Genomic DNA, 13,476 nt, shown 5'->3' on the forward strand with positions numbered 1-13,476 from the left:
TCCAGGGAATTCGCCGATGGGGAAATTGTCTGTCCGGCGTTGCGAGCGGGCAATCCGCATCGCGTTTTCAAACCGCGGACTACGCTTGCCGGTGTCCGACCTCAGAGAGCGTTGCCTTGCTTCGACTTTGCTTCTGCTGCCTGCTGCTCGTCGCGCTGTATGCCCCGGCGCACGCGGCGGGCCTCGCACTGACCGACCAGGAGCGGGCGTTCATCGGTGCCCACGAGCCGGTCCGCGTCGGGCTGTACCGCGCCGGCTGGCCGCCGTTCGAGGTGATCGACGAGTTCGACCAGTTCCACGGCATCAGCGCCGATTACCTGCAGCTGATCGCCGAACGCCTGGGGATGAAGTTCCAGCCGGTGCTGTTCAACACCTGGGAAGAGGTGCTGGCCGCCGTGCGCGCCGGCGAGGTGGACCTGGTGCCGTCGGTGGCGATGACCGAGGACCGCAGGCACTTCCTGAGTTTCAGCCAGCCGTACCTGCTGACCAGCAGCCTGATCTTCGCCCGCCGCGACAGCACCATCCGCGTGCTCGACGACCTGTCCGGCCGGCGGGTGGCGGTGGAGCAGGGCTATGCCGTGCAGGAGCTGCTGGAGAAGGCGGTGCCGGGCATCCTCTTCGTGATCCGCGAGGACTCCGCCGCCGCCCTCAAGGCGGTCTCCACCGGTGAGGCCGATGCCTATGTGGGCAACCTGATCACCTCCAGCTACCTGATCGAACAGCTGAGCCTGAGCAACCTGGAGGTCCGCGGCGATAGCGGCCTGGGCAACAGCCAGGTGCGCTTCGCCGTGCGCAAGGAGCTGGAGCCGCTGGTGCCGCTGCTCGACCGCGCGCTGGGCAACATCACGCGCAGCGAGCAGGAGCAAATCCAGGCGCGCTGGCTGCCGGCGCTGGATGTGTTCGACTGGATGCACCTGCTGCAGATCGCCTGGCCCTGGGTGGTGGGCGTGATCGCCCTGCTGGCCTTCGTGCTGGTGTGGAACCGCCGGCTGTCGATCCAGGTCGCCGAGCGCGCCCGCGCCGAAGCCGAGGAGCGCCGCCAGCGCAGCACGCTGCTGGCGCTGATCAACGCGATTCCCGACCCGATCTGGTTCAAAGACACCCAGGGCCGCTACCTGGGGGTCAACCAGGCATTCGCCGAGTGCCTCGGGCGGCCGCCGGAGGAGATCATCGGGCGCAACGACCGGCAGATGTTCAGCCGCAACGCCGGCGCCGGCCGGCGGGAGCGCGACCAGCAGGCGCTGACCGGCCGGGAGCCCTACGCCAGCGAGGGCTGGGTGGTCTACCCCGACGGCCGGCGGGTGCTCTTCGACACCCTGCGCAGCGCCTTCCATGACGACCACGGGCGCCTGCTGGGGCTGGTCGGGGTGAGCCGCGACGTCACCGCGCGCAAGTCCACCGAAGTGGCGCTGGCCCAGGCCCGCGACCTCGCCGAGGAGGCCGCGCAGCTCAAGAGCGACTTCCTCGCCAACATGAGCCACGAAATCCGCACGCCGCTGAACATCATCATCGGCCTGGCCCACTTGCTGCAGGAAACCGCCCTGGACCAGCAGCAGCTGGACTACCTGGGCAAGATCCAGGGCTCGGGCCAGTTCCTGCTGGAGCTGATCAGCAACATCCTCGACCTGTCGCGGGTGGAGGCCGGCAAGCTGGAATTCGAGCACCTCGCCTTCGACCTCGAACGCCAGCTCGGCGAGCTGTTCGACCTGCTCAGCATCCGCGCGGCGAGCAAGGGCCTGGCGGTGCGCTGCGAGATCGACCCGCGGGTGCCGGCCCAGGTGGTGGGCGACTCGCTGCGCCTGCGGCAGATCCTGATGAACTACGCCAACAACGCGCTGAAGTTCACCGAGCGCGGCGAGCTGGTGCTGATCGTCGAGCTGGAAGGCGAGGACGAGGACAGCCTGCAGCTGTACTTCGGCCTGCGCGACAGCGGCATCGGCATCACCCCGGCGCAGCAGGAGCGGCTGTTCGAGTCGTTCCGCCAGGCCGACAGCTCGATCACCCGGCGCTATGGCGGCTCGGGGCTGGGGCTGGCGATCTGCAAGCGGCTGGCCGAAGCGATGGGCGGCAGCGTCGGCATGGAAAGCACGGCGGGGCAGGGCAGCCTGTTCTGGTGCCGGCTGCCGCTGGGGCGGGTGGACGATGCCGTGGAAGTGAACCTGGACAGCATCCGCCACGACCCGCTGCCGCCGCCCGAACCGCCGGAGGCGGAGGAAGCGCCCACGCTGGAGCCGGGCGGCGGCTCGCTGGAGGTCGAGCGCGTCTGCCGGCGCCTGGCGCAGCTGCTGGCCGCCGACGACCCGCGCGCCGGGCGTCTGCTGGGCGAGCGTGCAAGCCTGCTGCGCAACGTCTTCAATGAGGGATACGAGGGCATCGCCGCGAACATCCGGCGCTTCGAGTTCGAGCGAGCCCTGGAAAACCTGGTGAATCTCGCGAGGGAGCGCGACATCAGGATCTGAACGCCGGAGCGGATAAAAGGTCCGATCCGGAGCCGCGTGGCAGACTGATCGATAAGGGGAATGCAATGGACAGCATGCTGGACCGGCCGGAACAGGAACTGATCCTGGTAGTGGATGACCAGCCGGACAATCTGATGCTGATGAGCGAGCTGCTCATGGACCGCTACCAGGTGCGTGTCGCCTCCAGTGGCGCCAAGGCGTTGCGCCTGGTGCAGAGCGACCCGCGCCCGGACCTGGTGCTGCTCGACATCATGATGCCGGAGATGGACGGCTACGAAGTCTGCCGGCAGCTCAAGGCCGACCCGTACACCCGCGATATCCCGGTGATCTTCCTCACCGGCATGGTCGCCGCCGCCGACGAGCAGAAGGGCCTCGACCTCGGCGCGGTGGACTACATCACCAAGCCGATCAGCCCGCCGGTGACCCTGGCGCGCATCCGCGCGCACCTCAACCTCAAGGCCAACGCCGATTTCCTGCGCGACAAGAGCGAGTACCTGGAGCTCGAAGTGCGCCGCCGCGCCCGCGAGCTGCAGGCCATCCAGGACGCCACGCTGGAAGCCATGGCGACCCTCTGCGACCTGCGCGACAACCCGCACAGCCAGCACCTGGTGCGCATCGAGCACTACATGCGCCTGCTCGGCAACACCCTGGCGCTGCGCAACGAGTTCTCCGGCGAGCTGTCGCTGGAGAACATCGAGCTGCTGGCGCGCTCGGCGCAGCTGCACGACATCGGCAAGGTCGCGGTGCCCGACCGCATCCTGCACAGCCCCGGCCAGCTCGACGAGGCCGACCGGCTGATCATGCAGAGCCACACCACGGTCGGCCGCGACGCGCTGGCGGCGGCCGAACGCAAGCTCGGCTACCCGACCGAATTCCTGCGCTACGCCAAGGAGATCGCCTACAGCCACCACGAGCGCTGGGACGGCGGCGGCTATCCGGAGGGCCTGGCCGGCGAGCGCATACCGCTGGCCGCGCGGATGCTGAGCCTGGTCGACTGCTACGACGCGCTCACCAGCCGCCGCGCCTACCGCACCTCGCTGGGACCGGACGAAGCGGCGGCGCGGATCAGGGCCGGCGCCGGCAGCCAGTTCGACCCGTGGGTGGTGGAAGCCTTCTGCGAGGCCGCCGAAGGCTTCGCCAGCATCGCCCTGCGCCACGCCGACAGCGACGAGGCCATCGGCCTGGAGCTGCTGCGGCTGGAGGATGCGGTGACCGAAAGCATCGAACTGACGCCACCGGCCCTCTGATCGCTCTGGGCGGCCGCCGGGGTTTGCCGTATAAGGTGCGCAGCGCCCGTAGAGAGGTATGCCAGGAAGCCGATGAAGACCCCGAAACGCATTGAGCCGCTGATCGAAGACGGACTGATCGATGAAGTGCTGCGCCCGCTGATGAGCGGCAAGGAAGCAGCGGTCTATGTGGTGCGTTGCGGCAACGAGCTGCGCTGCGCCAAGGTCTACAAGGAAGCCAACAAACGCAGCTTCCGCCAGGCCGCCGAGTACCAGGAGGGGCGCAAGGTGCGCAACAGCCGGCAGGCGCGCGCCATGGCCAAGGGCAGCAAGTACGGCCGCAAGGAGCAGGAGGAGGCCTGGCAGAACGCCGAGGTCGCCGCGCTGTTCCGCCTGGCCAATGCCGGCGTGCGGGTGCCCAAGCCCTACGACTTCCTCGACGGCGTGCTGCTCATGGAAATGATCGCCGACGAGGACGGCGACGCCGCGCCGCGCCTGAACGACGTGGAGATGGAGCCGGAGCTGGCGCGCGAATTCCACGCCTTCCTGATCCGCCAGATCGTCATGATGCTCTGCGCCGGCCTGGTGCACGGCGACCTGTCCGAGTTCAACGTGCTGGTGGGGCCGGACGGCCCGGTGATCATCGACCTGCCCCAGGCGGTGGACGCCGCCGGCAACAACCACGCCTTCCGCATGCTGGAGCGCGACGTCGGCAACATGGCCGCCTACTTCGGCCGCTTCGCCCCGGAACTGAAGTACACCCACTACGCCAAGGAAATGTGGGCGCTGTACGAAGAGGGCAAGCTGCAGCCGGACACCCAGCTGACCGGCCATTTCGACGATCCCGAGGACGAGGCGGACGTCGACTCCGTGCTGCGCGAGATTGCCGAGGCCCTGCGCGAGCAGGCCCGCCGCGAGGCCGGCCGCGTCGCCCAGGACGCGCCGCAGCCCCGTGACGAGCCGCCGCCCCCGCCCTGGGAGCGGGCGTGACCGGGCTGAACGGCCCGGCGCATATCCTCACCCTGATCGCCGCGCAGCCCGAACGCATGCGCCTGCTGTGCGGCGTGCGCGATCACGGCCCGGCCGATGCCTGGATCGGCGCCGGCTTCGTGCGCAACGCCGTGTGGGACGCCCTGCACGGCCATGCCGAGGCCACGCCGCTGGCCGACGTGGATGTCCTGTATTTCGCCGCCGATCATCTTTCGCCCGAGGCTGACGAGGCCTGGGAGCGCCGGCTGCGGGAGGTCTTTCCCGGCGTGCCGTGGTCGGTGCGCAACCAGGCGCGCATGCACCTGCGCAACGGCGACGCGCCCTACCGCGACTGCGCCGATGCGCTGCGCCACTGGCCGGAAACCTGCACGGCGGTGGCGCTGCGCCTTCGCGGCGAATCCCCGGAACTGCTGGCGCCGCTGGGCGTCGACGACCTGCTGGCGCTGCGCGTTCGGCCGACCGAACGCTTCCGCGCCAAGCTCGACCTCTACCGCGAGCGCCTCGCCGCCAAGCACTGGCTGGCGCGCTGGCCAAACCTGCAGATCGAACACCCGTAGCTGTGGCCGGGCGCTCCCGTAGGGGCGGACTTTGTCCGCGATGCTTTTTGTTTTTCTTTGGGTGTTTCTGCGCCGCTTCGGCGTGTGCTGGGACTTTTTGTTTCGCCCCCTCGGGCGAGTCCCTTTTGTCAAACGACACAAAAGGAACCAAAAGGTCTGTGCCCCTGCATCCGGTTTTTCGCCTGGGCGAAAAATACCCTCGCTCCATCGAAGTTTCAGGGGCCCGCCGCGAAGGGCCATCCCTGGCCCATCGCGGCTCTCGCGGCATCCATGCCGCTCAACCCCTGAAACTCCGATTCCACTCGGCCTCCTGAAGGGGCGCTCCGGAGTGCGCGGATATTTCTCTGGAAGTCTTCAAGAGCCAGAGCCCAAAGCACAGTGCATCCGGGATCGGCTCTCGTAGGAGCGGAGCTTCTCCGCGAATGAATATCGGCGCGCGCTGCACGCTTCGCGGACAAGCTCCGCTCCTACGAGATCAAAAGCCTCTCTCCCGGGAGGCTGGCGTGAATCCGGATCTCACGGAAAAAGACCGTCGCCCCCAAGAGCGGCCATCCCCCCAACTGTACGGCGGCAACTGTATCCATACAGCGGCGGGCGAGGCTGGTAGCGTTGCTCCATCCCACTCCGAGCCTGCCGCCATGCCGTTGCGCCATATCCTGCTCGCCCTGCTGGTCACCCTGATCTGGGGCGTCAACTTCGTCGTGATCAAGGTCGGCCTGCACGACTTCCCGCCGCTGCTGTTCTGCGCCCTGCGCTTCGCCCTGGCGGCGCTGCCGCTGATTGTCCTGCGCGGCCCGTTGCCGGCGCCGTTCTGGCGCATCGTGCAGATTGGCGTGCTGCTGGGCGTGGTGAAGTTCGGCCTGCTGTTCGTCGGCATGCACCTGGGCATGCCGGCCGGGCTGTCGTCGCTGGTGCTGCAGAGCCAGGTGTTCTTCACCGTGCTGATCGCCGCCGCGCTGCTCGGCGAACGCCCCGGCCCGCGTGCCTTGCTGGGCCTGGCGCTGGCCGCCGGCGGCCTGCTGCTGATCGGCCTGGAACGGCCGCTGGGCGACAGCCTGCTGGCGTTCCTGCTGGTGATCGCCGCGGCCCTGGCCTGGGCCTTCTCCAACATCGCCACCAAGCGCTCCGGCGCCAGCGACATGCTGCGCCTGATCTGCTGGGTCAGCCTGATCCCGCCGCTGCCCCTGCTGGCGCTGTCGTGGATCTTCGAAGGCCCCGAGGCGATCGGACACGCCGTGCTCAACATCAGCTGGAGCGGCGCCGGCGCGCTGGTCTACATCGCCTTCCTGGCCACCACCGTCGGCTTCGGCCTGTGGAGTTTCCTGCTGCGCCACTACCCGGCCAGCCAGGTCACCCCCTTCGCCCTCGCGGTGCCGGTGTCCGGGCTGCTGTCGGGCTGGCTGTTCCTGGGGGAAGACCTCACCACCCAGGACTGGATGGCCTGCGTGCTGGTCTTCGTTGGTCTGGCCGTGACCGTGCTGCCGGCTTCGATCTGGCGTCGTCGCGCGGTGGCCAGAGCGTAAGCGGAACGATTGAATTGTCGGGGGCGAGCGCCTGGTACACACTCGCGCCTCGATTTTCTGGAAGGGATATCTGGATATGTATTCGAAATTCGCCGCGGCGGTTTGGCTCTTCTCGTTGTTGCCGTTGGCCGTGTATGCCGCGCCAGGTGACAGTGACCTGGCTCAGGCGCGCGAGTTGCTGGCCCTGTCGCAGAGTTCGATCAAGGACTACGACCTCCTGACGACGCAAGGAGGGACGGATCCTGCCTTGCAGACCCAGTTCGTCAACTATGTGACTTTCGCCAGGGAGGCGTTGCCTGCGTTGCGACGCTCTGCTGACGAGGGCAATGCTGCTGGCCAGTACTTGCTGGCGATGACCCTTCGCGTGGCAATGAGTGGAGACTCTTCCAGTCGGGAGGAGGTTTGCGCTCAATTGGCCCTCAGTGCTGGTCAGTACTTTCTTCCTGCAGTGGTAGTCGCTCCCAGTCTCTGTCCGCAGCGGGATCAAGCGGATGTAGAGAACGCCCTGGTCAAGGCCCTGGGGAATGCATCTCGTGATGCGGCCTACTACCCGATGCCATCTCCTGCATACCGCATCTGCGGTGCCAATCAGCGAGCGTCATTCCCGTTTCCTGAGCTAAGCCAGAAAGAGTTCGAAGTTGACGCCTACTACGACTTGGCCAAGCGCACGAGTGGAGTAGATCGTGCCTCCCTGGAGAGGAAGCTGACCTATTTCCGAGCAGCTGGCGATCGAGGCTGCGAGCTTGCAGCGAAGGCCGTTGTGGCTCTTGAGAGCCGTTTGAAGTAGGTACAGGTTGATTCAGTGACAGCAGGAACCCGACTCCAGGTCCTTGAGGATCGGGCAGTCCGGCCGGTGGTCACCCTGGCAGTGGTCGCTGAGTTCCTGCAGGGTGTCGCGCAGGCTGCTGAGTTCGGCGATCTTGCGGTTGAGCGCGTCGATATGGCGGGCGGCGAGGGCCTTGACGTCGGCGCTGGCGCGCTGGCGGTCCTGCCAGAGGGCGAGCAGTTGGCCGACTTCCTCCAGGGAGAAGCCGAAATCCCGCGAGCGGCGGATGAAGGCCAGGGTATGCAGGTCCTGCTCGCTGTAGTGCCGGTAGCCGCTGGCGCTGCGGCCGGCGGGGGCGAGCAGGCCGGTGGATTCGTAGTAGCGGATCATCTTCGCGGTCAGGCCGCTCTTCTTCGCCGCTTCGCCGATGTTCATGCCGATTCCTCTTGAGCGAACGCCCTCGCCAGCGCGGGGGCGGTGATTTCACTGGTGGTCCTGCGGCTTCCAGCGCTTGAGCAGCAGGGCGTTGCTCACCACGCTGACGCTGGAGGCGGCCATCGCCGCGCCGGCGACCATCGGGTTGAGCAGGCCGAAGGCGGCCAGCGGGAGGCCCACCAGGTTGTAGATGAAGGCCCAGAACAGGTTCTGGCGGATTTTCGCGTAGGTGCGCCGCGAGATGTCCAGCGCCGCCGGGACCAGCCGCGGGTCGCCGCGCATCAGGGTGATGCCGGCGGCGTGCATGGCCACGTCGGTGCCGCCGCCCATGGCGATGCCGACGTCGGCGGCGGCCAGCGCCGGGGCGTCGTTGATGCCGTCGCCGACCATCGCCACCACCTTGCCGTGCTTGCGCAGGGCGCCGACCACCTCGGCCTTGTCGCCGGGCAGCACCTCGGCGTGCACGTCGTCCAGGCCCAGGGCGTCGGCCACGACCTTGGCGCTGCCGCGGTTGTCGCCGGTGATCAGGTGGCTGGCGATACCGCGCTGGCGCAGGGCGTCGATGGCGGGCTTTGCACCGTCCTTGAGGCTGTCGCCGAAGGCGAACAGGGCCACCACGCGGGCCTGCGGTTCGCGCTCGACCAGCCAGGACAGGGTGCGGCCTTCGGCTTCCCAGTGCTGCGCGGAACTGGCCAGTTCGCCGGGCGGCAGTTGCAGTTCGTCCAGCAGGCGGCGGTTGCCCAGCGCCAGCAGGCGGCCGTCGACGCGGCCCTGGATGCCGCGCCCGGCCAGGGCCTGGGTGGCCTCGGCGGCGGCCGGGTTCAGCCCGCGTTCGGCGCAGGCGTCGAGCACGGCGCGGGCCAGCGGGTGTTCGCTGCCGCGTTGCAGGGCGCCGGCCAGGGCGAGTGCCTCGGCCTCGTCGCCGGCGGCGAGGTTGGTGATGCGCGGCTGGCCGGAGGTGAGCGTGCCGGTCTTGTCGAAGGCCACGGCGTTGACCGCGTGGGCGACTTCCAGCGCCTCGGCGTCCTTGATCAGGATGCCGTGCTTCGCCGCCACGCCGGTGCCGGCCATGATCGCCGTGGGCGTGGCCAGGCCGAGGGCGCAGGGGCAGGCGATCACCAGCACGGCCACTGCGTTGATCAGCGCGTGCTCCCAGCCGGCGCCGGCGAGCAGCCAGCCGACCAGGGTGACCAGGGCGATGCCGATCACCACCGGGACGAACACGTTGCTGACCTTGTCCACCAGCTTCTGGATCGGCGCCTTGGCCGCCTGGGCGTCTTCCACCAGGCGGATGATCCGCGCCAGCACGGTCTCGCCGCCCAGCGCGGTGGTCTTCACCCGCAGCACGCCTTCGCCGTTGATGGCGCCGCCGGTGACGGCATCGCCCACGCCCTTGGCCACCGGCAGGCTCTCGCCGGTGATCAGCGCTTCGTCGGCATGGCTCTGGCCATCGAGCACTTCGCCGTCCACCGGGAAGCGCTCGCCGGGGCGCACCAGCACTTCGTCGCCCAGGCGCAGTTCGGCGATGGCGACGTCTTCCTCGATGCCCTCGCGCACGCGGGTGGCGCGTTCCGGGCGCAGCGCTTCGAGGGCGCGGATGGCGGCGGCAGTCTGGCGCTTGGCACGGCTTTCCAGGTACTTGCCGAGCAGGATCAGGGTGATCACCACCGCGCTCGCCTCGAAGTACAGGTGCGGCATCTGCCCCGGCGCGGCGGCGTACCAGAGGTACAGGCTCAGGCCGTAGCCGGCGCTGGTGCCGAGGGCGACCAGCAGGTCCATGTTGCCGCTGCGGGCGCGCACGGCCTTCCAGGCGGAAACGTAGAAGCGCGCGCCGATGACGAACTGCACCGGGGTGGCGAGGAGGAACTGCACCCAGGCCGGCAGCATCCAGTGCAGGCCGAACCAGTCGCCGAGCATCGGCAGCACCAGCGGGATCGACAGCAGGATGGAAGCCGCCAGCCACCAGCGCTCGCGGGCCAGGCGGGCGACTTGCGGGTCGACGGCGGGCCGCTCGGATTCGATCGGGCGGGCCTTGTAGCCGGCCTTGTCGACGGCGGCGATCAGCTCGGCGGGGTCCACCGCGCCGAGCAGGTCGAGGTGGGCGCGTTCGCTGGCGAGGTTCACGCTCACCTCGCGCACCCCGGGCACCTTGCGCAGGGCGCGTTCGACGCGGCCGACGCAGCTGGCGCAGGTCATGCCGTCGATGGCCAGTTCCAGGCTGTGCGCCGGCACCTTGTAGCCGGCCTGCTCGACCGCCGCCACCAGGGCCGGCAGGGCTTCGCCGGACGGCCCGGCCAGCTGGATGCGCGCCTGCTCGCTGGCGAGGTTGACGCTGGCCTCGCGCACGCCGGGCACCTTGCGCAGCGCGCGTTCCACGCGGCCGGCGCAGCTGGCGCAGGTCATCCCGGAGACGGGAAGGTCGAGTTCGATGGGGGTTGCGCTGCTCATGGGGCTCTCCCTGAAGTTCCCCGACAGGATCAACCTTGACACCAGGGCAAGGTCAAGCCTTGCGCCGCGGCGCCTTGCCGCAGCCCGCTCCGCCCCGTTCAGCTGCCGCCGGGAACCGGCATCAGCTGGAGGCCGCTCGCGCTGTTGGCGATGCGGAACTTGCGCACTTCGCCGGCGCGCAGCACCACCGACTGTGCGCGCAGCGGCTCGACGCCGGGGTGGCAGAGGCCGGAACTGGCGGTCGCCAGGCGCAGGGAGGTCGGGCCCGGCGGGAGGTTGAGGGCGATCTCGCCCTCGGGCTGCAGGCGCGAGACTTTCTGGTCCTGCACGTAGAGGTCGATGTCGCAGGCGGTGCCGGTGTCCAGCCGTTGGCGGCTGACGACCAGCACCGCGAAGGTGACGGGCTGGGCGTCGGGCACCGGCCAGGAGCCGGGGCTGGCGGGCGCCGGTGCCGGTTGCGCGGGGGGCTGCGGGGCGGGCGGCGCATCGGGCGGCATGCCGTCGGCCTGCGCCAGGGCGCAGATCAGCAGGCCGAGGGCCGGTACGAGGGCGCGGCGCATGGGGCGTTCTCCGGGCGGGAATGATCTGCGCAGCTTGGCCGAGAGACCGGCGCAGGACAAGCGCCGGGGAGCGGATCGCCGGGAGGCTTGACCTTGCCACGAGGGGAAGGTCGAGACTGTCGCCAACGATCCATCACACGACAGGAGATTTCCCATGCATACCTTCCAGGTCAAGGGCATGAGCTGCGGCCACTGCGTACGTGCCATCACCCAGGCCGTGCAGGCGCTCGACGCCGCTGCGGACGTCCAGGTCGATCTGGGCGAGGGCGAAGTCCGCGTCGCCAGCCGCCTGGACGACTCGGCGATTCTCGCGGCGATCCGCGAAGAGGGCTACGAGGCCGACCTGTCCTGAGAGCCTGATTACGATCTGCTGCGCGTCGGCATAACTGCGTCAAAAACAGGCTCGGAATGCTCATTTACAATCGTAAATTCCGCTTCCTCGCCTGTTTTTTCCTTGTTCTGCTCTAGCTCGCGAGATCGTAAACAGGCTCCGCGCCGTCGTTATTTCCGGGCCGGCTCCCCGCCGGCCCGTCAGGCCCGGGGGGCGCTCCAGTCGCGCACCAGGCCCCTGAACAGCACGTCGAACAGCTGGCGGGTTTCGCGTTCCGCGTCGAACAGTTGCGGGTCGCGCAGCCAGTCGCTGAGCAGGCCGAAAATCATCGCATGCACCGAGCGCGAGGCGATCTGCGGCGTGACGCCGGGCATCAGCCGGCTGCGGCAGCTCTCGCGGCTGAACAGCTGCTCGCACAGCTCGATGAACTGGCTGATGAAGTGGTTGTGGCGCTCCTCGGCGTCGCGCAGTTCGTCGGTGAACTCGCAGCGCTGCAGCAGGATGGTGAGGATGCGCCGGCGCTGCGGGTGCCGCGCCAGGTTCTCGATGACCTCCACGCTCAGCTCGAACAGCGACTGGATCGGGTCATGCCCGCCGCAGCCGGAAAGGCGCTGCGCCAGTTGCTCGGGCGGCAGGCGCACCTGGTTGAGCAGGTCGTTGAACAGGTGGGCCTTGTTCTGGAAGTGCCAGTACACCGCACCACGGGTGACGCCGGCGCTTCTGGCGATTTCCTCGAGGCTCGTGTTGGAGACGCCCTTGGCAAGGAACAGCTGTTCGGCCGAGTCGAGTATCGCCTGGCGCGTTTTCTCTGAATCTTCTTTGGTTCTTCGCATGGCGCTTGCCGGTAGACGGGCTAGGATCACTAATCAATTGGCAGTTTACTGATTTTAGAGTGAGAACAGTGCCTTACGGACACTGTCGTAGGCGATCTCCTCTTGGTCAAGGTGCCTGCTGCCGCGCGTTCTGCCGCCATTCCAAGGAGAGGTTCCATGCAGTTCACCCGCCGTCTGCCCGTTGCGCTCGCTGTTTTGGGCCTGCCCGCCTTGTTCGCCACGGTGCTGCAGGCGGCGGACAAGCCCGCCGCCGCTGCGCCGCCTCCGCCGCCGCCGGTGACCGTGGAGGTCGCCCGGAGCGCGCCGGTTCCGCTCATCTTCGAGTACGCCGCGCGGACCGCCGGTTACCGCGAGGTGGAAGTGCGCGCCCAGGTCAGCGGCATCCTGCAGCGCCGCACCTACGAGGAAGGCCGCTCGGTGAAGGAAGGGCAGGTGCTGTTCCACATCGACCCGCGCCCCTACCAGGCGGCGCTGGGGCAGGCCAAGGGCGCGCTGGCCCAGGCCCAGGCGCGCTACCGCCAGACCGAGCGCGACCTGAAGCGGATCCGCGAGCTGCAGCGCAAGGGCTTCGCCAGCGAAAGCGAGCTGGACCGCTACGTGTCCGACTTCGAGCAGGCCAAGGCGGACGTCGAGGCCGCCCGGGCGAACGTCGACGCCAAGCAGATCGACCTGAACTACACCACGGTGACCGCGCCCATTTCCGGCATGGCGAGCAAGGAAACCCGCTCCGAGGGCAGCCTGGTGGTGGCCAGCGATCCGAACTCCAGCCTGCTGACCAAGCTCACCCAGCTGGACCCGGTGTACGTCAACTTCGCCTACCCGGACACCGCCGCGGCGATCCTCAACGATGGCGTCAAGAGCGGCAAGCTGCTGTTGCCCGCGGACGGCAAGCTGACCGCGGAACTGCGATTCGGCGACGGCAGCCGCTACCCCATCGACGGGGTGGTCGACTTCACCGACAGCTTCGTCAACACCGGCACCGGCACGGTGAACGCCCGCGCGGTGGTGCCGAACCCGCAGAACCTGCTGATCCCCGGCCAGTTCGTGCGCATCCTGGTCAAGGGCATCACCCGCAAGGACGCGGTCACCCTGCCCGAGCGCGCGCTGGCCCAGGGCCCGCGCGGCACCTTCGTCTATGTGGTGGACAAGGACGGCTTCGCCCGTGTACGCCAGGTCAGCACGGGGCAGACGGTGCAGGGGCGCTGGATCATCGAGGCCGGTGTGGACGACGGCGACCGGGTCATCGTCGACGGCCTGATCAAGGTCCGTCCGGACCAGCCGGTGACGGCGGTCGAAGGCGGCGCGCAGGAGTCTGCGGCCAATACCCCGACCCGGTCGTAAGGAGCGC

11 protein-coding genes and 1 pseudogene are annotated in these 13,476 nt (G+C 68.6%); 8 read left to right on the plus strand and 4 right to left on the minus strand.

Translation table 11 applies throughout. The annotated features are described in order from the left end of the window. The first annotated feature begins 116 nt into the window (after window positions 1-116). The 6 genes and pseudogenes from AC3B6A_RS04240 (at window position 117) to AC3B6A_RS04265 (ending at window position 7,542) form a co-directional block, all read left to right on the plus strand. The gene (locus AC3B6A_RS04240) at window positions 117-2,459 is read left to right on the plus strand and encodes an ATP-binding protein (protein WP_488401062.1); all 2,343 of its coding nucleotides are present in this window, start codon (window positions 117-119) and stop codon (window positions 2,457-2,459) included. Window positions 2,460-2,524: 65 nt separating this feature from the next. Beyond that, window positions 2,525-3,706, plus strand: coding sequence for a response regulator (locus AC3B6A_RS04245; RefSeq protein ID WP_488401063.1), 1,182 nt, complete (start codon window positions 2,525-2,527; stop codon window positions 3,704-3,706). 72 nt (window positions 3,707-3,778) lie between these two features. Beyond that, entirely contained in the window at window positions 3,779-4,675 is an 897-nt protein-coding gene (locus AC3B6A_RS04250; protein ID WP_488401064.1) for a PA4780 family RIO1-like protein kinase, read from the plus strand. Window positions 4,676-4,731: 56 nt separating this feature from the next. Next, on the plus strand, window positions 4,732-5,232 hold the full coding sequence (locus AC3B6A_RS04255; protein WP_488403509.1) for a nucleotidyltransferase family protein: 501 nt from the start codon (window positions 4,732-4,734) through the stop codon (window positions 5,230-5,232). A 638-nt stretch (window positions 5,233-5,870) separates the two neighbouring features. Further along, window positions 5,871-6,768, plus strand: a pseudogene (locus AC3B6A_RS04260) (EamA family transporter). Window positions 6,769-6,831: 63 nt separating this feature from the next. Then, window positions 6,832-7,542 (plus strand): hypothetical protein, encoded by a 711-nt coding sequence (locus tag AC3B6A_RS04265; protein ID WP_488401065.1) that lies wholly within the window; start codon window positions 6,832-6,834, stop codon window positions 7,540-7,542. Window positions 7,543-7,554: 12 nt separating this feature from the next. On the opposite strand, the gene cueR is transcribed toward AC3B6A_RS04265, so the two are convergent. From cueR to AC3B6A_RS04280, 3 genes are all read right to left on the minus strand, one after another. Then, window positions 7,555-7,956: a Cu(I)-responsive transcriptional regulator gene (gene cueR / locus AC3B6A_RS04270; RefSeq protein ID WP_488401066.1), complete on the minus strand. Its 402-nt coding sequence runs from the start codon at window positions 7,954-7,956 to the stop codon at window positions 7,555-7,557. A 48-nt stretch (window positions 7,957-8,004) separates the two neighbouring features. Continuing rightward, window positions 8,005-10,404: a heavy metal translocating P-type ATPase gene (locus AC3B6A_RS04275; protein ID WP_488401067.1), complete on the minus strand. Its 2,400-nt coding sequence runs from the start codon at window positions 10,402-10,404 to the stop codon at window positions 8,005-8,007. A 98-nt stretch (window positions 10,405-10,502) separates the two neighbouring features. Further along, window positions 10,503-10,964: a hypothetical protein gene (locus tag AC3B6A_RS04280; RefSeq protein WP_488401068.1), complete on the minus strand. Its 462-nt coding sequence runs from the start codon at window positions 10,962-10,964 to the stop codon at window positions 10,503-10,505. A gap of 154 nt (window positions 10,965-11,118) precedes the next feature. Between AC3B6A_RS04280 and AC3B6A_RS04285 the strand changes: the two genes are divergently transcribed. Further along, entirely contained in the window at window positions 11,119-11,316 is a 198-nt protein-coding gene (locus tag AC3B6A_RS04285) for a heavy-metal-associated domain-containing protein (protein WP_488401069.1), read from the plus strand. 179 nt (window positions 11,317-11,495) lie between these two features. On the opposite strand, the gene AC3B6A_RS04290 is transcribed toward AC3B6A_RS04285, so the two are convergent. Next, window positions 11,496-12,128 carry a TetR family transcriptional regulator gene (locus tag AC3B6A_RS04290; RefSeq protein ID WP_488401070.1) on the minus strand — a complete coding sequence of 211 codons (633 nt, stop codon included), beginning with the start codon at window positions 12,126-12,128 and terminating at the stop codon, window positions 11,496-11,498. A 156-nt stretch (window positions 12,129-12,284) separates the two neighbouring features. Between AC3B6A_RS04290 and AC3B6A_RS04295 the strand changes: the two genes are divergently transcribed. Then, window positions 12,285-13,469, plus strand: a complete 1,185-nt coding sequence (locus AC3B6A_RS04295) for an efflux RND transporter periplasmic adaptor subunit (protein WP_488401071.1) — start codon at window positions 12,285-12,287, stop codon at window positions 13,467-13,469. The last annotated feature ends 7 nt before the right edge of the window (window positions 13,470-13,476 follow it).

Source organism: Pseudomonas sp. B12(2026) (assembly GCF_057767015.1).